20 protein-coding genes are annotated in these 20,504 nt (G+C 68.0%); 7 read left to right on the plus strand and 13 right to left on the minus strand.

Going from position 1 to position 20,504, the window contains the following annotated elements:
- Nucleotides 1–280 precede the first annotated feature (280 nt).
- The 5 genes from AC5P5R_RS17975 to ahpC all read right to left on the minus strand — a co-directional run bounded on the left by AC5P5R_RS17975 (nt 281) and on the right by ahpC (nt 5,243).
- Nucleotides 281–1,237, minus strand: coding sequence for a transaldolase (locus tag AC5P5R_RS17975; RefSeq protein WP_100438891.1), 957 nt, complete (start codon nt 1,235–1,237; stop codon nt 281–283).
- A gap of 50 nt (nt 1,238–1,287) precedes the next feature.
- Entirely contained in the window at nt 1,288–1,692 is a 405-nt protein-coding gene (gene rnk, locus AC5P5R_RS17980; RefSeq protein WP_005408156.1) for a nucleoside diphosphate kinase regulator, read from the minus strand.
- A gap of 123 nt (nt 1,693–1,815) precedes the next feature.
- Nucleotides 1,816–2,778, minus strand: a complete 963-nt coding sequence (locus AC5P5R_RS17985) for a LysR substrate-binding domain-containing protein (RefSeq protein WP_005412310.1) — start codon at nt 2,776–2,778, stop codon at nt 1,816–1,818.
- A gap of 85 nt (nt 2,779–2,863) precedes the next feature.
- Nucleotides 2,864–4,456, minus strand: a complete 1,593-nt coding sequence (gene ahpF, locus AC5P5R_RS17990) for an alkyl hydroperoxide reductase subunit F (RefSeq protein ID WP_088610981.1) — start codon at nt 4,454–4,456, stop codon at nt 2,864–2,866.
- 223 nt (nt 4,457–4,679) lie between these two features.
- A complete protein-coding gene (ahpC, locus tag AC5P5R_RS17995) occupies nt 4,680–5,243 on the minus strand; it encodes an alkyl hydroperoxide reductase subunit C (protein ID WP_005408159.1) in 564 nt (187 codons plus the stop codon).
- A 355-nt stretch (nt 5,244–5,598) separates the two neighbouring features.
- On the opposite strand from ahpC, the gene prmC reads away from it, so the two are divergent.
- Together prmC and pip are read left to right on the plus strand one after the other, a co-directional pair.
- Complete coding sequence (prmC, locus tag AC5P5R_RS18000; RefSeq protein ID WP_100438892.1) at nt 5,599–6,456, plus strand: peptide chain release factor N(5)-glutamine methyltransferase; 858 nt, start codon at nt 5,599–5,601, stop codon at nt 6,454–6,456.
- A gap of 48 nt (nt 6,457–6,504) precedes the next feature.
- Entirely contained in the window at nt 6,505–7,446 is a 942-nt protein-coding gene (gene pip, locus AC5P5R_RS18005) for a prolyl aminopeptidase (RefSeq protein WP_014646006.1), read from the plus strand.
- Between the two features lie 374 nt (nt 7,447–7,820).
- Here pip and AC5P5R_RS18010 read toward each other — a convergent pair whose 3' ends face one another.
- Nucleotides 7,821–8,705 carry a LysR family transcriptional regulator gene (locus AC5P5R_RS18010; protein WP_060381100.1) on the minus strand — a complete coding sequence of 295 codons (885 nt, stop codon included), beginning with the start codon at nt 8,703–8,705 and terminating at the stop codon, nt 7,821–7,823.
- A gap of 105 nt (nt 8,706–8,810) precedes the next feature.
- Between AC5P5R_RS18010 and AC5P5R_RS18015 the strand changes: the two genes are divergently transcribed.
- Nucleotides 8,811–10,229 (plus strand): MFS transporter, encoded by a 1,419-nt coding sequence (locus AC5P5R_RS18015; protein ID WP_060380825.1) that lies wholly within the window; start codon nt 8,811–8,813, stop codon nt 10,227–10,229.
- A gap of 139 nt (nt 10,230–10,368) precedes the next feature.
- Here the strand turns inward: AC5P5R_RS18015 and AC5P5R_RS18020 are convergent, their stop codons facing one another.
- The 4 genes from AC5P5R_RS18020 to AC5P5R_RS18035 are packed head-to-tail and all read right to left on the minus strand — an operon-like array spanning nt 10,369 to nt 13,223.
- Nucleotides 10,369–11,166 carry an N-formylglutamate amidohydrolase gene (locus tag AC5P5R_RS18020; RefSeq protein WP_060380826.1) on the minus strand — a complete coding sequence of 266 codons (798 nt, stop codon included), beginning with the start codon at nt 11,164–11,166 and terminating at the stop codon, nt 10,369–10,371.
- The gene (locus AC5P5R_RS18025; RefSeq protein WP_005408165.1) at nt 11,159–11,713 is read right to left on the minus strand and encodes an NUDIX hydrolase; all 555 of its coding nucleotides are present in this window, start codon (nt 11,711–11,713) and stop codon (nt 11,159–11,161) included. Before AC5P5R_RS18025 ends, AC5P5R_RS18020 begins: the two co-directional genes overlap by 8 nt.
- The gene (locus AC5P5R_RS18030; protein ID WP_005408166.1) at nt 11,710–12,645 is read right to left on the minus strand and encodes a 5'-3' exonuclease; all 936 of its coding nucleotides are present in this window, start codon (nt 12,643–12,645) and stop codon (nt 11,710–11,712) included. Before AC5P5R_RS18030 ends, AC5P5R_RS18025 begins: the two co-directional genes overlap by 4 nt.
- The gene (locus AC5P5R_RS18035) at nt 12,642–13,223 is read right to left on the minus strand and encodes a nitroreductase family protein (RefSeq protein WP_043033804.1); all 582 of its coding nucleotides are present in this window, start codon (nt 13,221–13,223) and stop codon (nt 12,642–12,644) included. Before AC5P5R_RS18035 ends, AC5P5R_RS18030 begins: the two co-directional genes overlap by 4 nt.
- 331 nt (nt 13,224–13,554) lie before the next feature.
- Here AC5P5R_RS18035 and pacR point away from each other — a divergent pair, with 331 nt between their 5' ends.
- On the plus strand, nt 13,555–15,876 hold the full coding sequence (gene pacR, locus AC5P5R_RS18040; protein ID WP_043033779.1) for a PacR family protein: 2,322 nt from the start codon (nt 13,555–13,557) through the stop codon (nt 15,874–15,876).
- A 51-nt stretch (nt 15,877–15,927) separates the two neighbouring features.
- Nucleotides 15,928–17,007, plus strand: coding sequence for an NAD(P) transhydrogenase subunit alpha (locus AC5P5R_RS18045; protein ID WP_043033778.1), 1,080 nt, complete (start codon nt 15,928–15,930; stop codon nt 17,005–17,007).
- Nucleotides 17,008–17,128: 121 nt separating this feature from the next.
- On the opposite strand, the gene AC5P5R_RS18050 is transcribed toward AC5P5R_RS18045, so the two are convergent.
- Genes AC5P5R_RS18050 through AC5P5R_RS18060 form a run of 3 tightly spaced genes read right to left on the minus strand, consistent with a single transcriptional unit; the run spans nt 17,129 to nt 18,501 of the window.
- Nucleotides 17,129–17,590: a DUF3106 domain-containing protein gene (locus AC5P5R_RS18050; protein WP_012479217.1), complete on the minus strand. Its 462-nt coding sequence runs from the start codon at nt 17,588–17,590 to the stop codon at nt 17,129–17,131.
- 3 nt (nt 17,591–17,593) lie between these two features.
- Nucleotides 17,594–17,920, minus strand: a complete 327-nt coding sequence (locus AC5P5R_RS18055) for a hypothetical protein (RefSeq protein ID WP_012479218.1) — start codon at nt 17,918–17,920, stop codon at nt 17,594–17,596.
- Entirely contained in the window at nt 17,917–18,501 is a 585-nt protein-coding gene (locus AC5P5R_RS18060; protein ID WP_099498133.1) for an RNA polymerase sigma factor, read from the minus strand. Before AC5P5R_RS18060 ends, AC5P5R_RS18055 begins: the two co-directional genes overlap by 4 nt.
- A gap of 98 nt (nt 18,502–18,599) precedes the next feature.
- Here AC5P5R_RS18060 and AC5P5R_RS18065 point away from each other — a divergent pair, with 98 nt between their 5' ends.
- Entirely contained in the window at nt 18,600–18,920 is a 321-nt protein-coding gene (locus tag AC5P5R_RS18065) for an NAD(P) transhydrogenase subunit alpha part 2 (protein WP_060380535.1), read from the plus strand.
- Nucleotides 18,917–20,377 (plus strand): NAD(P)(+) transhydrogenase (Re/Si-specific) subunit beta, encoded by a 1,461-nt coding sequence (locus AC5P5R_RS18070; RefSeq protein ID WP_005412324.1) that lies wholly within the window; start codon nt 18,917–18,919, stop codon nt 20,375–20,377. Before AC5P5R_RS18065 ends, AC5P5R_RS18070 begins: the two co-directional genes overlap by 4 nt.
- The last annotated feature ends 127 nt before the right edge of the window (nt 20,378–20,504 follow it).

The following is a 20,504-nucleotide window of genomic DNA, read 5'->3' on the forward strand; positions in this document are numbered from 1 at the left end:
GGACGACCGGCACAGCCATGCTCGGCTGCGAGCAAGCGAAGCGCGCGACCCGCTGTTGCTCTTCTTTCTTTCTTCCTTGGCGGGCGGCCGCAGGAACTTGTCAGAGGGCGGGCGGGTTGGGTTCGCGGGGGTGTCCGCGGCATGGATGCCGCGGCCAAGCCCCCATGGACGGGTTCACGGCGTCTCCCGCGAACCCAACCCGCCCGACCCAGCACGGCTGTTGCTTCATGCCCTTCGCGACCAACCGACCCGCCACGAGGGGCTCAGCCGTTGGCCGGAATCACAGTGCCGCGCGGATCCGCTCGCGCAGCGCCTGCAGATCCTTGGCAAACGCATCGATACCGGTCGCCAGCTTCTCGGTCGCCATCGGATCGGCCGCCAGGTCCGCCGCGAACTTCGCCGCATCGATCGGGGTCACCGCCGTGCCGTCCGCTGCACCGGCCACCAGCTTGCGCGGCAGCTCGCCGTGGTCGGCGTCCAGCTTCTCCAGCAGGTCCGGCGAAATCGTCAGGCGGTCGCAGCCGGCCAGCGCTTCGATCTGCGCGGTCGAACGGAACGAGGCACCCATCACCACCGTCGGCGAACCGCGGCGCTTGAATTCGGCATACACGCCACGCACGAACTTCACGCCCGGGTCTTCGTCGATGGTGGCCGGGGTCTGGCCGTTGGCCACGTACCAATCGAGGATACGACCGACGAACGGCGAGATCAGGAACGCGCCGGCTTCGCTGCAGGCCAGCGCCTGGGTCGGGTTGAAGATCAGGGTCAGGTTGCAGTCGATGCCCTCGGCCTGCAGGATGCGCGCGGCTTCCACGCCTTCCCAGGTCGCGGCGATCTTGATCAGGATCTTCTCGCGCGGCACGCCGGCATCGGCGTACATCTGGATGAACTGGCGGGCCTTGGCCACGGTGGCGGCGGTGTCGTGGGCCTGGTCGGCGTCCACTTCGGTGGACACGCGGCCCGGCACCAGCGTGCTCAGCAGCGCGCCGACGCCGATGGTCAGGCGGTCGGCCACGGCGTGCACCACGGCTTCGCGGTCGCCACTCTGCTGGCGGCCCCAGGCCAGTTCGCGTTCGATCAGCTCGGCGTAGACCGGCAGGTCCAGCGCCTTCTTCACCAGGGTCGGATTGGTGGTGCAGTCCACCGGCTGCAGGCGCTTGATCGCCTCGTAGTCACCGGTATCGGCAACGACCACGGACAGTTCGCGCAGCTGGGACAGTTTGGACGGGGTACTCATTACGGCTCCTGGTGCAGGGGGATCGAATCGCGCGCGGTGCGCAGCGGTAATCAGGGGCGGTCGTTGTGGACCGCGGTCACGCGCAGGCGCAGCTTGCGGCCGCCGGGCGCGTTCCAGTCGATGCTCTGGCCGATCGAAAGGCCGAGCAGGGCACTGCCGACCGGGGCCAGCACGGAAACCTTGCCTTCATCGACGTTGGCTTCGCGGGGGAAGACCAGGGTCAGGACGTGCTTCTCGCCCGACACTTCATCTTCGCACTCCACGCGCGAATGCATCATGACGATGCCTTCGGGAATCTGGTCCGGTGCCAGCACGGTGGCCCGGTTGAGTTCTTCAGCAAGCGCGAGCGCGGCAGGCGTCTGGCTCAGCGCAGGGGATTCGAGCATGGCGTCCAGGCGGTCCATGTCGAAGGTGGAAACGGTGATCGACGGCGGCAGGCCGCTGGCGGTACTCATGGTGAAGCTCCTTGGTTGAAAGCCATGCAAAAGGCGGCACCTGCTGGCGCCGCCTGTCTGTATTGTGGGGACAAATGCGGCCGGAATCGACTCCTGCCGATTCCAGGCCGGTGCTGCGGGGGTTCAGCCGTTCAGGGCGGGGCCGGGCAGGGCGGTCGCTTCGCCGGTGGCATTCACCGCATCAAGGGTGAACAGCGCCTGCGGCAGGCGCTTGAACTGGTCGGCCAGTTCCATCAGGAAGTCGTTCATGGCCGAGCTGCGGCGCCAGATCATGGCGATGCGACGGCTGGGACGGCCCTCGCCGGTGAAGTCGAGCAGGCGGATGTTGTTCGATCGCGGCACCGGCGGCTGCACCGACAGGCTGGGCAGCAGGGTGATGCCGACGTCGGCGGCAACCATCTGCCGCAGCGTCTCCAGGCTGGTGGCGCGGAACTCGGACTTCTCGTTGGCGCCGAACAGGCGGCACACTTCCAGTGCCTGGTCGCGCAGGCAGTGGCCATCTTCCAGCAGCAGCAGCTTCTGCGTGGCCAGTTCCTGCACATCCAGGTGTTCGCGGCGGGCCAGCGGGTGGCGCCCGGACACCGCCAGCAGGAACGGTTCCTCGAACAGGAACTCGGCGTGCAGCTGGTCGTCGATTACCGGCAGCGCCAGCAGCGCGGCGTCCAGCTTGCCTTCGCGCAGGCGGTCCAGCAGCACATCGCTCTTTTCCTCGACCAGCAGCAGTTCCAGCTCCGGGAAGCGCTCGCGGATGCGTGGGATCACATGCGGCAGCAGGTACGGACCGAGGGTCGGGAAGATCCCCAGGCGCACCGTCCCGGCTTCCGGGTCGCGGCTGCGTCGCGCCGCTTCCTTCAGCTGCTCCACTTCGGACACGATCACCCGTGCCCGTGCCGCCGCTTCCTGGCCGGCCGGGGTCAGCATCACCTTGCGCGGTGCGCGTTCCACCAGCGGCAGGCCCAGTTCTTCTTCCAGCTTGCGGATCTGCGTGGACAGCGTGGGCTGGCTGACAAAGCAGGAGGCGGCAGCCCGGCCGAAATGCTTGTGGTCGGCCAGGGCTACCAGGTACTTCAGATCACGTAGGTTCATCCTTACACCCCAGGGGTAACGGACCGGCTGACGGCATGGTTACCCGACAGGCAGACAATGTTCCCGGTGATCTGGGAACGGTGGATCAGGCCGCTTCAGCAACGGCACCGCTGCTGTTGCTCACCGACGAGCGGATCAGGTGGTCGAACGCGCTCAGTGCGGCGGTCGAACCGGCGCCCATGGCGATGATGATCTGCTTGTAGGGTACCGTCGTGCAATCGCCAGCAGCGAACACACCCGGCAGGTTGGTCTGGCCGCGGTCGTCGATGACGACCTCGCCACGCGGCGACAGCGCCACCACATCCTTCAGCCACTCGGTGTTGGGCAGCAGGCCGATCTGTACGAAGATGCCTTCCAGCTCGACGCGGTGGGCGTCGCCGCCGATGCGGTCCTTGTAGACCAGGCCGGTGACACGGCTGCCGTCGCCCAGCACTTCGGTGGTCTGTGCGCTGGTCAGCACGGTGACATTGGCCAGGCTGCGCAGCTTCTTCTGCAGCACTTCATCGGCGCGCAGGCTGGAATCGAACTCCAGCAGGGTTACATGCGACACGATGCCGGCCAGATCGATGGCCGCTTCCACGCCGGAGTTGCCGCCGCCGATCACCGCCACGCGCTTGCCCTTGAACAGCGGGCCATCGCAGTGCGGGCAATAGGCCACGCCCTTGTTGCGGTACTGGTCTTCGCCCGGCACGTTCATCTGCCGCCAGCGCGCGCCGGTGGACAGGATCACCGAACGCGACTTCAGCACCGCGCCGTTCTCCAGCTGCACCTGCACCAGGCCGTCTTCGCCAGCCGGCACCAGCGCGCTGGCGCGCTGCAGGTTCATGATGTCCACCTCGTACTCGCGCACGTGCTGTTCCAGTGCCGTGGCCAGCTTCGGGCCTTCGGTCTCCTTCACCGAAATGAAGTTCTCGATCGCCATGGTGTCCAGCACCTGGCCACCGAAACGCTCGGCGGCGATGCCGGTGCGGATGCCCTTGCGTGCGGCGTAGATCGCCGCTGCAGCACCGGCCGGGCCACCGCCCACCACCAGCACGTCGAAGGCGTCCTTGGCGGCGATCTTCTCGGCATCGCGCTTGCTGGCATTGGTGTCCAGCTTGGCCACGATCTGCTCGAGGGTCATGCGGCCCTGGTCGAACACTTCGCCGTTGAGGTACACGGTCGGCACCGACATGATCTCGCGCTTCTCGACTTCGTCCTGGAACAGGGCACCGTCGATGGCCACGTGCTGGATGCGCGGGTTGAGCACCGCGGCCAGGTTCAGGGCCTGCACCACGTCCGGGCAGTTCTGGCAGGACAGCGAGAAGTAGGTTTCGAAGCGGTAGTCGCCTTCCAGGTTCTGCACCTGCTCGATCAGCTCGGCGGTGGCCTTGGACGGATGACCGCCCACCTGCAGCAGCGCCAGCACCAGCGAGGTGAACTCATGGCCCATCGGCAGGCCGGCGAAGGTCAGGTGGATGTCCTGGCCCGGGGTGCCCAGGTCGAAGGACGGCACGCGGCCCTGGCCATCGCGCAGCACCTGCAGCGAGATCTTGTCCGACAGGCTTTCCAGGGTCTGCAGCAGTTCCAGCATCTCCTGCGACTTGGCGCCGTCGTCGGCGTGCGCGGTGATCTGGATCGGGCGGGTCACGCGCTCCAGATAGGTCTTCAGCTGCGACTGCAGGTTGGCGTCCAACATCGGTCTTCTCCTGGCTTCAGGCAAACAGGGGGCGTGGCACCGCTGTACAAGGTAGCGGACCAGCTGGGGGTAGGGGTGAACCCAAGACAGCGACCGTGGAAGGGGCTGGCTGGCCAAGGCGGGCGAGCGTTGGCTGTCTTGGGTTCACCCCCACGCCGGTAGGGCACCGGCATGGGGATGAAGGGCGCGCCGTGGCGTGGGGCCACGGAAGGCCGGTACTGCGTTAGATCTTGCCGACCAGGTCCAGCGACGGGGTCAGGGTCTTCTCGCCTTCCTTCCACTTGGCCGGGCAGACCTGGTTCGGGTTGGCGGCGGTGAACTGGGCAGCCTTCAGCTTGCGCAGGGTCTCGGAAACGTCACGGGCGATCTCGTTGGAGTGGATCTCCAGGGTCTTGATCACGCCTTCCGGGTTGATGATGAAGGTGCCGCGCAGGGCCAGGCCTTCTTCCGGAATGTGCACGCCGAAGGCGTTGGTCAGCTGGTGGGTCGGGTCGCCGACCAGCGGGAACTGGGCCTTGCCGACGGCCGGCGAGGTTTCGTGCCACACCTTGTGCGAGAAGTGGGTATCGGTGGTGACGATGTAGACCTCGGCGCCAGCCTTCTTGAACTCGGCGTAATGGTCAGCCGCGTCTTCGATCTCGGTCGGGCAGTTGAAGGTGAAGGCGGCCGGCATGAAGATCAGGACGGACCACTGGCCCTTCAGGCTGGCGTCGGAAACCTTGATGAACTCGCCATTGTGGTAAGCGTTGGCTTCGAACGGCTGGATCTGGGTGTTGATCAGGGACATCGTTTTTCCTCTGGTGAAGGGGAGTGGGTGAATCGACAGGAGCTAGGTTACCGACTCGCTGGCGATAAGAACAATCCATTGATTGCATCTATTTGATAGATGGAGTCTATCATTTGGTCATGAGCAGGCACTGAACCTTGCCGCTCCCATCCTGCAACTGGCTGTGTGACAAGGGAAATCTCCCCGAGGCGCGGAAAGGGGGCCGATAGCCCCTCCTTATTCCCTCCGGCAGAACCTGAACGGATTGCAGCTTTTTGCAGTGTCGAGCCACGCTCGACTGCGGATCTCTGGAACCGAGCCCATGCTCCGCTGTTCCAGAAGCAGCCGAGCATGGGCACGGCTCTACAATTGCGGAATGTCTTTCCAAACCGAACCCACCCTGCGCCAGACCGTGGCCGAGGCCAGTGCCCGTCTCGGCGGCATCGAAGCCCGCCACGAGGCTGAACTGCTGCTGCTGCATGTACTGGACCGCCCGCGCAGTTGGTTGTTCGCGCACGCCACCGATCCGTTGGCCGCCAATGACCAGGCCGCCTTCGAGGCGTTGCTGGCCCGCCGCGTGGCCGGTGAGCCGGTGGCCTACCTGACCGGCCGTCGCGGATTCTGGACGCTGGACCTGGAGGTCGACCCGGCCACGCTGATCCCGCGTCCGGAAACCGAGCTGCTGGTCGAGCTGGCGCTGGAGCGCCTGCCGCCAGACCAGTCGCTGCAGCTGGCCGACCTGGGCACCGGCAGTGGTGCGATTGCACTGGCACTGGCCAGCGAACGGCCGCAGGCGCAGGTGCTGGCCACCGACGCCAGCCCGGGCGCGCTGGCCGTGGCCGCGCGCAATGCCGCCCGCCATGATCTGCGCAACGTCCGCTTCGCCGAAGGCGGGCACGACTGGTATGCGCCGCTGCAGGGCGCGCGTTTTGATCTGATTGCCAGCAACCCGCCGTACATCGCCAGCGACGATCCGCATCTGGAGCAGGGTGACCTGCGCTTCGAGCCGGCCACCGCACTGGCCTCGGGTCCGGATGGCCTGGACGACATCCGCCGCATCGTCGACGGTGGCCAGGCCCACCTGCTGCCCGGCGGCTGGCTGCTGATCGAGCACGGTTGGGACCAGGGCGAGGCGATCCGCGCGCTGTTCGACGCGGCGGGGTTTGCCGAGGTGCAGACCGTGCAGGATCTGGAGCAGCGCGACCGCATCACCCTGGGCCGGCGTCCGGCCTAGAATGGAGGTTCTCCTGCCCCGGCAGGGCATCACCCTGGAGCTGCAAGCATGCGTACGCTGTACCCCGCCATCACCCCCTATGACGTCGGCACCCTGAAGGTCGACGACCGCCACACGCTGTACTTCGAACAGTGCGGCAACCCGGACGGCAAGCCGGTGGTGATGCTGCACGGTGGCCCGGGCGGTGGCTGCAGCGACAAGATGCGCCAGTTCCACGACCCGTCCAAGTACCGCATCATCCTGTTCGACCAGCGCGGTGCCGGCCGTTCCACCCCGCACGCCGACCTGGTGGACAACACCACCTGGGACCTTGTTGCCGATATCGAGAAGCTGCGCGAACACCTCAAGGTCGATCGCTGGCAGGTGTTCGGTGGCAGCTGGGGTTCGACCCTGGCGCTGGCCTATGCCGAAACCCATCCGCAGCGCGTGACCGAACTGGTCCTGCGCGGCATCTTCATGCTGCGTCGCTGGGAACTGGAATGGTTCTACCAGGAAGGCGCCAACCGCCTGTTCCCGGATGCGTGGGAGCATTACCTGAAGCCGATCCCGTCGGTGGAGCGCCATGACCTGATCTCGGCCTTCCACCGCCGCCTGACCAGCGACGACGAAACCACCCGCCTGGAAGCGGCCAAGGCGTGGGCGGTGTGGGAAGGCGCGACCAGCTTCCTGCATGTCGATGACGACTTCATCAACAGCCACGAAGACCCGCACTTCGCGCTGGCGTTTGCCCGCATCGAGAACCACTACTTCGTCAACGGCGGCTTCTTCGAAGTGGAAGACCAGCTGCTGCGCGACGCGCACCGCATCGCCGATATTCCCGGCGTGATCGTGCACGGCCGCTACGACGTGGTCTGCCCGCTGGCCAACGCCTGGGACCTGACCAAGGTCTGGCCGAAGGCGAAGCTGGAAATCACGCCGGCCTCGGGCCATTCGGCGTTCGAGGCCGAGAACGTGGACGCGCTGGTGCGCGCCACCGACAGCTTCGCCTGATCGGTAGTGCCGGCCGCTGGCCGGCAACGCCGCACCGGTAGCGCCGGGCCATGCGCGGCGCTACCAACCCTCATCCACGCATGGCGTGGATCTACCACAGCCTGGTAGTGCCGGCCGCTGGCCGGCAACGCCGCACCGGTAGCGCCGGTCATACGCGGCGCTATGAACCCTCATCCACGCATGGCGTGGATCGACCACAGCCTGGTAGTGCCGGCCGCTGGCCGGCAACGCCGCACCGGTAGCGCCGCGCCATGCGTGGCGCTACCAACCCTCGTCCACGCATGGCGTGGATCGACCACAGCCTGGTAGTGCCGGCCGCTGGCCGGCAAACCTGAAACGGGTGGATTCCTGCAGGCGCCGGCCAGCGGCCGGCGCTACCAATCCCCGGCCAGCAATGCGTCGGCCAGCACCTGCAGCTTCGGCGAATGCTGGCGCGACGGCGGGTAGATCAGTGACAGCGCGCGGCTGCGGCCCTCGAACGGCTGCAGCACGCGCTGCAGGCGGCCGTCGGCCAACGCATCGGCCACCGCGAAATCCATCACCTGCACGATGCCGATGCCGGCGATGGCCGCTTCCACCAGCGGATCGCCGCTGTCGAACACCATCCGCGTCGGCGGCGTGAACTCGCGCAGTTGCCCGTCCTGCAGGAACTGCCAGTCCACCAGCCGGCCACTGCGCAGGTTGCGCACCGCCAGGCAGGCATGATCCTGCAGCGCGGCCACATCGTCCGGTGCGCCACAGCGGGCCAGATACGCGGGGCTGGCCACCGTCACCCAGCGCAGCGGCCGCAATGGCCGCGCGACGATGCGCTGGTCGGCGATGACGCCGGTGCGCAGCGCGGCATCGAAGCCTTCCTCGACCAGATCGACCAGGCGGTCGCTGAGCACGGCTTCCACCTGCAGTTGCGGATGCTGTTCCAGTAATGGCGCCAGCATCGGCACCAGCACCTTGCGCCCGAACATCGACGGCGCACTGATCTTCAATGTACCCGAGGGCGTGCACGGGCGGTCGGCCAGTTGCCGCTCGGCATCGTCCAGGCCGGTCAACAACGGTGCCACCTGTTCCACGAACTGGCGGCCATCCGGGGTCAACGCCACGTTGCGGGTGTTCCGCTGCAGCAGCTTCACCCCCAGCGTGGCTTCCAGCCGCCCGATCGCGCGGGACAGGCCGGACTGGCTCAGACCCAGCTGACCGGCGGCCACGGTGAAACTGCGCGCTTCGGCCACCTGCACCAGCATGCGCACCGCATTGAGGTCCATCGAGGCTGCATTCATGCGGAAAATCATGACAGAAATGGTGGGCAGGGGGTTTATTGATTCGGTCGCATCAATGAGACTGCGCTCCCCCATCGATCCAGACCGCCGATGCCTCCCCTCAAATACCCGCGCTGGGCGTTGACCCTGCTGGCCACCGCGCAGCTGATCATCGCCCTGGACGCCACCATCATCTTCGTCGCCCTGCACGACATGGGCCGCGCGCTGCAGATCAACGCGCAGCAGCTGCAGTGGGTGGTCAGTGCCTACACCGTGGCGTTCGGTGGCAGCCTGCTGCTGGGTGGCCGCGCCGCCGACCTGATCGGTCGCCGCCGTTTCTACCGGCTGGGCATGCTGCTGTTCGCGCTGGCGTCGCTGCTTGGCGCACTGGCGCCGAATGCGACCTGGCTGATCATCGCGCGCGCCGCGCAGGGCGTCGGTGCGGCCCTGCTGTTCCCCGCCACGCTGGCACTGATCAACACGCTGTACGCCGAAGGCCCGGTGCGCAACCGCGCGCTGGCGATCTGGAGCATGGCCAGTGCGGTCGGCCTGGCGCTGGGCACGCTGCTCGGTGGCGTGCTGACCCAGGCGTTCGGCTGGCCGGCGGTGCTGGCGGTGATCGTGCCGCTGGCCACGGCGTGCGCGGTCGCAGCCGGTGCGTGGTTGCCGTCCGATGGTCCAAGGGTGCGCGGCCGCTCCTTCGATCTGGCCGGTTGCCTGACCGTCACCGCCGGCGGCAGCCTGCTGGTCACTACCCTGGTTCAAGGGCCGGAGTGGGGCTGGACGGCACCGGCCACGCTGATCTGCCTGCTGCTTTCAGCCGTGCTGTTGACGGTGTTCGTACAGATCGAAAAACGCAGCCGTGACCCGCTGATGCAGTTTTCGCTGTTGCGCCTGTCGGGCCTGCGTGCGGCACTCGGCCTGACCTTCGCCTTCATGAGCAGCTATGGCGTGCAGTACTACTTCCTGGCGCTCTACTTCCAGGATGGCTATGGCTGGAGCCCGCTGCAGGCCGGCATGGCCTTCCTGCTGCCGACGTTGGTGTGCACCTTCGGCATCCGTATTGCCGAACGCATGCTGCGGCGCCGTTCGCCACGGCAGGTACTGGCCTGGGGCTTCGCCGCCGGTGCCATCGGCATTGCCGCGGTGGCGCTGGCGATGCCGCACGGTGCCAGCTACTGGCCGCTGCTGCCGGGCATCGTGGTGCTCAGCATCGGCCAGGGCATGAGCTGGACGGCGATGTGGATCGTGGCCGGGCAGGGAGTGCCGGCCGCACAGCAGGGTGTCGCATCTGGCATGGCGGCTACCGCGCAACAGATCGGCGGTGCCCTAGGTCTTGCGGTGCTGGTGATGGTGGCCAACGCCGCGCGCGGCACGCAGGCCGCAACCAGTGCCGACGCCCTGCAGGGCATGGTCAATGCACAGTACGGCGCCGCGTTGTTCGCCGCGCTTGGCGTGGTGATCGCGCTGGGCCTGCGCCCGGCGCCGGTCGAATCGGCCGCCACCGTCTGCCCGGTCAGCGATGCATGATTGAAGGCGCTGGCGTGGGTGGTGGATGTGCCACGCCTGCGGTAGTGCCGGCCGCCGGCCGGCAAACACATTGATCCAACTACCCTGAGGTTGCCGGCCAGCGGCCGGCGCTACCGATCCGGGATGGATCCACGTGCGTTCAACCGAACGCCAGCAACTGCGGCTGCAATGCGCTGAAGATCCGCGCCAGCCGCTCCGCCCACGCCTGCTGCCCAGCCACATCGGCGATCAGGTCCTGGCGGATCTCCAGTTCCACGTGCACCAGGCCACGGCCTTCGCCATGCACCGGTACCGCGTAGTCGCTGGTACTGCTGACCGAATATGGTTCGTTGTCACCCACCACCAGGTCGCCTTCCTCGCGCAGTGCCTGCAGCAAAGCATGGGCGAAGCGCGTGTCCTGGTGGTACAGCACGCCGACATGCCACGGTCGCTGCGCGCCGTTCATCGCCGGAGTGAAGCTGTGCATCATCACCAGCAGGGTGGGGCGGCCGGCATCGCGGCGTGCGTCCAGTTCCGCGTCGATGCGCGCGTGGTAGGGCGCGTGGATCGCATCGATACGCTGCTGCCGCTGTGCCGCCGACAGCCCGGCATTGCCCGGCACGACGGTGTGGTCGCTTACTTCCGGAATCAGCGTCGGCGAGGCCAGCGGGCGGTTGCAGTCGATCAGCAGCCGCGAATAGGTCTGTTCGATGGCCCAGGCATCCAGCCGTTCGGACAGTGCGCGGGTGGTGCCGGCAATGCCGATGTCCCAGCCGATATGGCGGTCCAGTTCGGCCTGCGGCAAGCCCAGGCCTGCGAGGACACGCGGCACCTGCTGGCCGGCATGATCGGCCAGCAGCAGGTACGGCGAGGCACCCTGAGGCCGGTGGATCGTATGGATCGCCGGGTCGTCTGCGCCGAGCAGCGCCGGCAGCGCGTGCAGGTCGGCGTCAGCCACGCGGGCGTCCGTCCAGATGGTGCTCGATCATCCACAGCCCGGCCCAGAGCTTGGCGTCCAGCTCGTAGCCTTCGCCCATCTTCTGCACCAGCCAGGCCGCTGCCTCACTGCGCGGAATCTCGTGCACGATGATGTCTTCGCTGTCGTCACCACCGCCCTCGCCAACGCGGCGCAGGCCGGTCGCGCGCACGAAGGCGATCTTCTCGCTGCTGGCGCCGGAAGAGGTCGGGCCGATCAGCAGCACTTCGGCGTGATCGGCGGTCCAGCCGGTTTCTTCTTCCAGTTCGCGCACGGCCGAAACTTCGATCGATTCGCCGGCGTGGATGTCGCCGACCAGGCCGGCCGGCATCTCGATGGTGGGTGCCTGCAGCGGCACGCGGAACTGTTCCACGAACAGCACCTTGTCCTCCGGGGTGACGGCGATGATGATCGCGGCCAGGCCACCGGCATGGGTACGTTCGCTGTATTCCCAGGTGCCGCGCACCAGCATGCGCTGGTACTTGCCTTCATAGACGACACGCGGGGCTTCGGTGTTGCGCTGGCTCATGCGGGCTCGCTGTGGGTGGGAAGAATATCGGGCACGCCGGCGGCATCGAACAGCCGGCGGCGGGTCATCGGGCCGAAGCGCAGGGTCTGGCACAGGCCGCCGAGCAGCTCGGGATCGGCCGCCTGGCGCAACAGGCCGGGCTGGCTGCCTTCCAGCGGCGCGTCCAGCGCGATGGTGGTCAGCTGGCGCCAGAGCTGGGCGTGCTCGCGCTGCTCGCGCAGGCGCACCGCCATCTGGGCGGCGCCGCGCAGGCGCAGGAACGGCACTTCGTCGAGGCGTTCGTACAGTGCATCCATGCTGCCGAAATGGGCCAGCAGCACGGCGGCGGACTTGCTGCCGACGCCACTGATGCCGGGAATGTTGTCCACCGCATCGCCGCACAGCGCCAGGTAGTCGGCGATCTGGTGCGCGTGCACGCCGTGCCGCGCCTTCACTCCGGCCACGTTCCAGCGCTGGTTGCGTGCGTAGTCCCACTGCTCGTCGTGATCCAGCAGCAGCTGCGACAGGTCCTTGTCGGCGGAGATGATCACGCCGCGGTGGCTGCCACGATGCACATGCAGGGCGCTTCCGATCAGGTCGTCAGCCTCGTATTCATGGTGGGCCAGAACGGCGAGGCCCAACGCTGCGCACAGCGCCTTGCAGTGCACGAACTGGCGCTTGAGCGCCTCCGGCGCCGGGTCGCGGTTGGCCTTGTAGGCGGGGTACAGGCGGTGGCGGAAGCCACTGTCCAGCGCTTCGTCGAAGGCGATGGCGATGTGACGCGGGCGTTCGCGCTCGAGCAGGTCCAGCAGGAAGCGGGCGAAGCCGTGCACGGCATTGGTCGGCCAGCCCTGCGCGTCCTGGAACTGGTCGGGCAGGGAGTGCCACGCGCGGAACACATAGATGCTGGCGTCGACCAGGTACAGCGACGGCGGTGGTACCGGCAGGGTCATGCCGGAGGCGTCCAGTCGCGCAGCAGGATGGCAGGGTCCGGACGCTCGCGCTCGGGCACGGCGGCCTTCGGCGTGCCGATATGGATGAAACCGGCGATGCCTTCGCCCTCGGCCAGGCCCAGGTAGGCGTGCACGGCGGGGTCGAAGGCCATCCAGGCGGTCAGCCACTGCGCGCCGAAGCCCAGCGCCTGTGCGGCCTGCAGCAGGGCGAAGCAGACGCAGCCGGCGGTCATCAGCTGCTCCTGCTCGGGGACCTTCGGGTCCGGGCGCGGGCTGGCCACCACCACGATCACCAGCGGCGCATGGCTGAAACGCTGGCGATCCTTCTCGAACACGGCCTCGCCCGCATGCGGGTCGCGTTGGCGGCTGCGCTCGGCCAGGAAGTCGCCCAGAGTGTGACGTGCATCGCCGGCGATCTTCAGGAAGCGGAACGGTACGCGCTTGCCGTGATCGGGCACGCGCACTGCCGAAGCCAGCATCCGCTGCAGGGTGGCCGGGTCCGGGCCGGGCTCGGCCAGTTGCCGCGAAGGCACAGAGCGGCGGGCATCCAGGGCGAGCAGGGCGGCGGGGTCGGGCATGGAGTCTGAACCGGTCATCACGGAGGTTTGATTATAGTCGGGGTGGTCAAAGACACCGTCTGTGTCGCGTCTGGCCTTTGAATACCAAACTGTGATGAACGTCATGCCACTGGCGGGAAACGGACGGCCGCTTCCCCTCGCCTCGCAGGCCTTGCACGGCTTACGATATCTACCTTGCCGGGCCGCCGGTCATGAGGTTTGAAGTGAGGACTGTTTCACTGTCCGTGACGGGCTGGCCGGCCTACCATCGACGTACCGGTACATGGGGTGTGCCGGTTGTCGCGATGTCCACGTTGTCTGTCGTACCAGAGAAGGTGGGGAGCCTTCCCGAATGATGAGCGCGCCCACACCGATGGGATCGCCGGGCCGTGACCCGGCCCAGCTCCAGCGTGCCCGGGACATGGTCCTGCCCGCGCTGTGCCAGGCCTTTGGCGCGGCACTGGCGCGCTTCGACGATGCCCTGTTCGACCGGGCCGGCAATGCCGGTTCGTCGCAGCTGCTGTTCCTGGATGCGATGCGCGAACTGCGCCGCCGCCGCGAGGACATTGCCGGTGCCTTCTCTGGCCACCTGCAGCGGGCCTGGGATGCGCTGGCCAGTGGTGAGCCCATGTCGGCCGAATCGACGCTGTCCGGCCCAGCCGAGGATGGCCTGAGCCTGCTGGCCGAGCACGTGCTGGAGTCGCGGCTGGCGGTGCGCAATTTCGCCACGGTGCTGCTGCGTGACTTCAAGCCGGTGCTGGCGCGGCTCGACCGTCGCCTGGGCCGTCTGGTCGGCGGCGCCGAACTGGATGCCGACCATAATCCCATCAGCCCCGAACACCTGGGCGTGGCCATCCACGAAGCCTTTGCCGGCTGTGAACTGGCCCCGGAAGTACACCTGGTGCTGATCAAGCTGTGCGAGCGCGACCTGCGCGCGCCGGTGGGTCGCATCTACGAGAAGCTGGACGAGCAACTGGCCGCGGCCGGGGTGATGTCGCAGATGGGGGCGCCGCGGCGTCCGCCGTCGGCCGCGCCCGACCCGCGCATGGCCTCGGGCCTGGATGACCTGGTGGAGCAGCGCCCGGGCTCGGGCCTGGACGGCGAATTCGGTGATGACGAGCAGGCCGCGCCGGCCTGGGCGCAGCGCTTTGCCGCACGCTGGTCCGAGCGGCGTGGCCACATGCAGCAGCACCTGGGCGCCGAAGGCAGCGGCACCGGCGAGGCCCATGCGGGCCAGCAGGGCATGCTGCTGGAGGCGCTGCACGAACTGCTGCAGCAGACCCGCCACGTGCGCGAGGACGCGACGTCGGCCGCACAGGTGGCGATCGGCCAGCAGCGTCCGCTCAGCCAGCGCGAGATGATGTCGGTGCTGTCGCTGCTGCAGGCCACGCCCAGCGCGACCCTGCGCGCAGCGATCGGCGAGGACGGCGAATCGTTGGCGCAGCGGTTGAAGAGCGAAGTGCTGTCCAGCGCCACCCGTCTCGGTGTCGACCCGGGCCAGACCCGGCTGGACCCGCAGGACGAGGATGCAATCGACCTGGTGGGCATGCTGTTCGACGTGATGCTGGACGAGCGCGAACTGGAAGGCCGCTCGCGCGAGTTGATCGGCCGCCTGGTGGTGCCGTTCGTCAAGGTCGCCATGCTCGACCGTCGCATGTTCGTGCAGAAGACCCATCCGGCGCGCAAGCTGCTCAACTCGCTGGCCGAGGCCTGCGAAGGCAACACCGGCGAAAGCCAGGCCGAGCGCATGCTGATGGCCAAGGTCGAGGAGATCATCGAGCGCCTGGTCGCCGAGTTCAACGAGAACCTGGCGATCTTCCTGACCCTGGAAGAAGAATTCCGCGAGTTCCTCGTGCAGCATCGTCGCCGCGTGGAAATCGCCGAGCGTCGCGCCGCCGAAACGCAGCGTGGCCAGGAAAAGCTGGAAATGGCCCGTACCCGTGCCGGCGCCGAGCTGGACCGCCGCATTGGTGATGCCACCCTGCCGCCGGCCATCGCTGAATTCCTGCGCCAGCCATGGCAGCACCACCTGACCCTGGCGCTGCTGCGCGAAGGCGAGGAGGGCGCATCGGTGGCCGAAGCGCTGAGCCTGGGCGACGGGCTGCTGGAGGAAGTGGCCGAGGCCCGCCGCCAGATCGTCGGCAAGCCGTGGCTGCAGACCTGGCAGCCGGCGCTGGCCAAGGTGTTCGCCAGCGTGGGCGTGCATGGCGACGCCGCCACCGGCGCCATCGATGCCCTGCATGACACCCTGCAGGGCATTGCCGAATCGCGGCCGGAACTGCAACGCGCGCTGCCGGAACTGCCGCAGGTGGCACTACCGACCCCGCCGGTGGCCGAATCGCCGGCGGTCGAACTGGGCGGGCAGATCGATGCCGATGATTTCGACAATGCCGACGCCGATCGCTTCCGTCGCATGGAGATCGGCAACTGGCTGGACTTCGTCGACAAGGACGGCAAGGTGCAGGCCGGCAAGCTGTCCTGGGTCAGCCCGATTTCCTCGCGCCTGCTGTTCGTCAACCGTCGCGGCGTGCGCTTCTGCGTGGCCTCGCCGGAGGAACTGGCGGTGATGGTGCGGCTGGGACGCCTGCGCGCCCATGTGGATGACGGTGCGTTCGACAGCGCGATGCAGGGTGTGATCGATCGGCTGGACCCGGGCAGCGCCACGCTGCACTGAGTGGAGCCGCCTGCTAGGATCGGGAAAACTCACCGATCAGCGGGGACCTGCATGGCCGTGGCGTTGCTGGGGATCAAGGAGACCGCGCCGGGCGAACGGCGCGTGGCGCTGACGCCGGAAACCGCGCGCAAGCTCGGCGCCCTCGGCATTACCGTCTGGTACGAGGCCGGTGCCGGTCTGGCCGCAGGTTTCACCGATGCAGCCTATGACGATGCCGGTGCCCGCGCATTCGACGCCGGGCGCTGGACCGAAATCGACATCCTGTTGTGCGTGCAGGCGCCGCCGGCGGCGGTGCTTGAACAGCTCAAGCCGGGTGCCACCGTGGTTGGCCTGTTGACCCCGGCCAGTGATCCGGGCCTGGCGGCACTGGCTGCCGATGACCGCCTGCACCTGTTCCCGCTGCAGCAGCTGCCGCGTACCACCCGTGCGCAGGCGATGGACGTGCTCAGTTCGCAGGCCGGCATGGCCGGTTACAAGGCCGCGCTGATCGCCGCCGAACGCGCACCACGTTTCTTCCCGATGCTGACCACCGCTGCCGGCACCGTGCGTCCGGCCAAGGTGCTGGTGATCGGTGCCGGCGTGGCGGGGCTGCAGGCCATTGCCACTGCCCGGCGTCTCGGTGCACAGGTGGAAGGTTTCGACGTGCGTCCGGAAACCCGCGAGCAGATCCAGTCGCTGGGCGCGCGCTTCCTCGATCTTGGCGTGAGCGCGGCCGGTGAAGGCGGCTATGCGCGTGCGTTGACCGAAGAGGAACGTGCCGAGCAGCAGCGCCGGCTGGCCGACCACCTGCGCAGCGTGGATGTGGTGATCTGTACTGCAGCGGTGCCGGGGCGACCGGCGCCGACGATCGTGACTGCCGCGATGGTGGAGGGCATGGCCACCGGCAGCGTCATGGTCGATCTGGCGGCCGAGAGCGGTGGCAACTGCGCACTGACCCAGCCGGGGCAGTGCATCGAGCATCAGGGCGTGACCATCGACGGCCCGCTGGGCCTGGCCAGCCGCGGCGCCACCCAGGCCAGCGAGATGTATGCGCGCAACCTGCTCAACTTCGTCGCGCTGTTCGTGCGCGAAGGGCAGCTTGGTTTCGACTGGGAAGACGAGCTGCTGGCGAAGACACGCTGGCAGGCGTGAACGACATGGGGTCAGATCCCTTTGCCTCTGGCAAAGGGATCTGACCCTGGTTCCCGGAATCTGCCAAGGGGCGGATTCCTTTGCCTCAGCAAAGGGCTCTGACCCCGTTCCCCGCGGCGTTTCAGCGCGGCTTCGCCGGCGGTGGGTTGTCGCGCACCCAGTCCTTGCGTTGTTCCGGCGTCATCTGCGACCAGCGCTCGCGCAGTGCGTCGCGCTGCGCGGGCGGCAGTTCCCGCATCTGGCCGAACAGGGCCCGGGCCTGTTCACGCTGTTCCGGGCTCATGTGCTCGAAGCGGCGCAGGCCACGGCGGGCCTTGTCGCGCTCCTCCGGGCTCATCGTCTGCCAGCGCTGGCCATGCGAGAGCATGCGCTGGCGCTGGCCGGCATCGGCGCTGTTCCAGCGGTCGCGCAGTGGCGCCAGCAGCGATTCCCGCTGCGCTTCGCTCAACTGTTCCCAGGCCGGCAGCGGCGTGGCCGGCGCAGGGCGTGCCGCAGGGGCGGGCGCGGCGCTCTGCGCCAGCGCCGGGAGGGCCGGCAGCAGCAACAGGGTCATCAGCAGGGGCAGGGTGTGCAGTCGGGACATGATTCACTCCATCGCCAGGTCGGTATCGCCCAGCCACAGGTACAGATCGGGATTTTCGTCGTAGAGCGCGCTGTTGTCTTCCACCGAGGCCAGCACAGGTGCCGGCGCGGGGCCCGTCAGCGTGCCATGGCCGGTGAACTGCAGGCCGATACCCAGCGCCACCACCAGTGAACAGGCGCTGGCCAGCCACCAGCGCAGGCGCCCGTGCCGGGTCGCGCTGGCGCCGTGTCGGGCCTGGCGCAGGCGTGCCAGCGTAGCCGGCGACAGCGCGTGCAGCGACTGCGCGTGCAGGCTGCGCAGGGTGTCATCGGAAGGCAGGGAGCGGTTCACGGGTGGATCTCCAGGTAGTCCTGCAGCGCCTGCCGGGCGCGTGCCAGATGGGTTTTTACCGCGCCTTCGCTGCAGCCCATGGCGCGGGCGGTGGTGGCCCCGTCCAGGTCCTGCAGCACGCGCAGGGTGAAGGCCTCGCGCTGGCGGGCGGGCAGGCGGCGCAACGCGTCCACCAGCTGCTGGTACTGCTGGCGCTGTTCATGCGCCTGTGCCGGGTCCGGGCCGGGATCGGCCCAGTCGATCTCGCCGCCTTGCGCGTCCTGGTTGTCGCGCCAGAACGGCAGGCGGAAGCGGCGCCGGCGCTGCACGTCGATCACGCGCCGGCGCAGGATGCTCCAGAACAGCGGCGCCCATTCGGCTGCCGGCTTGTCGGCGTAGTCCAGCATGCGCAGCAGCGCGTCCTGCACCGCGTCCATGGCGTCTTCGCGCTGGCGCAGGCCGGCCTCGGCGAAGCGGAACGCGCGCGGGCCGACGGTGGCCAGGAACGCTTCCAGCGATGCCGGCAGGGCATCGGTCTCGGCGCTCGGGGGGACGGGGCTGCTCACCAGCACAGGGTACGGTTCCTCGCTCGGGGTCACCATCGACAACGCGTGAGCGCCGCTTCGGTTGACGCCGGGTGCACGCCGGGTTCAGCCCATGGTTATGATGGGCCGACGAAGACAGAGCGGGAGCGTTGCCAGTGAGTGACGGGTTCGTAGCGCTGTACATCTTCATGCTGGCCGCCATCGCCGGCCACGTGATCATTTCGCGGGTGCCGGTGATCCTGCATACCCCGCTGATGTCGGGCTCCAATTTCATCCACGGCATCGTGCTGATCGGCGCGATGGTGGTGCTGGGGCACGCACAGACACCGTTGGAGAAGGTCCTGGGCTTCCTCGCCGTGGTGCTGGGTGCCGGCAATGCCGCCGGTGGCTACGTGGTCACCGCGCGCATGCTGGAAATGTTCAAGCCGAGCGCGCCCAAGGGCGGCAAGGACGAGCCGAAGGAGCCGCAGGCTTGAACATCAGCACCGTCGAACTGCTCGACTGGCTGGTCAAGGCCAGCTACCTCGTCGCCGCCACGCTGTTCCTGCTGGGCCTGCAGCGCATGGCCTCGCCACTGACCGCGCGCAGCGGCATCCGCTGGGCCGGGCTGGGCATGCTGCTGGCCACGGCGGCCACTTTCTTCCTTCCCGAACTGCACAACGTGCCGCTGATCCTGGTGGCGCTGCTGCTGGGCGCGGGCCTGGCCTGGTGGTCGGCCGGCAAGGTTGCCATCACCGACATGCCGCAGATGGTGGCGCTGTACAACGGCATGGGCGGTGGCTCGGCGGCGGCGATCGGCGCGGTGGAGCTGCTGCGCTACGCCTTCCTTGCCAACCGCGATACCAGCCACTGGAGCGCGCAGGCGCTGGCCGATCTGGCCGCGCGCCAGCCGTCGGGCACGGTGCTGCTGCTGGCGGTGGTCGGCGCAGCGATCGGCGCGGTGTCGCTGTCCGGCTCGGTGATCGCCTGGGCCAAGCTGGATGGACGCCTGGACAAGCGCGTGACCTGGCCGGGCCAGCAGGTGATGAACCTGCTGGTGGCGCTGGCGGTGGTGGTACTGGCGATCATCGCCGCCAGCACGCTCAGCACCTGGGCGATCGTCGCCTTCTTCGTACTTGCGCTGGCGCTGGGCGTGCTGATGACGCTGCCGATCGGTGGCGCCGACATGCCGGTGGTGATCTCGCTGTACAACGCGTTCACCGGCCTGGCGGTGTCGTTCGAAGGTTACGTGCTGGGCAACGAAGCATTGATCATCGCCGGCATGATGGTCGGCGCGGCGGGCATCCTGCTGACCCGGCTGATGGCCAAGGCGATGAACCGGCCGATCCGCAACGTGCTGTTCTCCAACTTCGGCGGTGGTGCTGGTGGCGAAGCGCAGGCGATCAGCGGCTCGCAGAAGCCGATCGAAGCGGCTGACGTCGCCGCGATGATGGCCTTCGCCGAGCGCGTGGTGATCGTGCCTGGCTACGGCATGGCCGTGGCGCAGGCGCAGCACAAGATCTGGGAGCTGGCGCAGCGGCTGGGCCAGCGCGGGGTGAAGGTGAAGTTCGCGATCCACCCGGTAGCGGGGCGCATGCCGGGGCACATGAACGTGCTGCTGGCCGAGGCGGGTGTGCCCTACGACCTGATCGCGGACATGGACGACATCAACCCGGAGTTCGCCAACACCGACGTGGTGCTGGTGATCGGCGCCAACGACGTGGTCAATCCGGTCGCACGAACCGATCCGGCCAGCCCGATCTACGGCATGCCTGTGCTGGACGTGGTCAATGCGCGCAACGTGGTGGTGATCAAGCGCGGCAAGGGCACGGGCTTCGCGGGCATCGAGAATGCGCTGTTCTACGCCGACAACACCCGCATGCTGTATGGCGACGGTGCCGAAGCGGCAGCCTCGCTGGTCAGCGAGTTGAAGGCGCTCGACGGCGGGCATTGAGGACCGGGGGCGGATCCCTTTCCGCAGGAATGGGCTTTGACCCCTTTGCCGGCCAGCGGCCGGCACTACCATCCCATCCACGCATGCGTGGATCTACCTGCATGTCCCCGGCGGGCGTGGCAACCGG

This window comes from Stenotrophomonas sp. YJH_SMC_19, assembly GCF_059367915.1.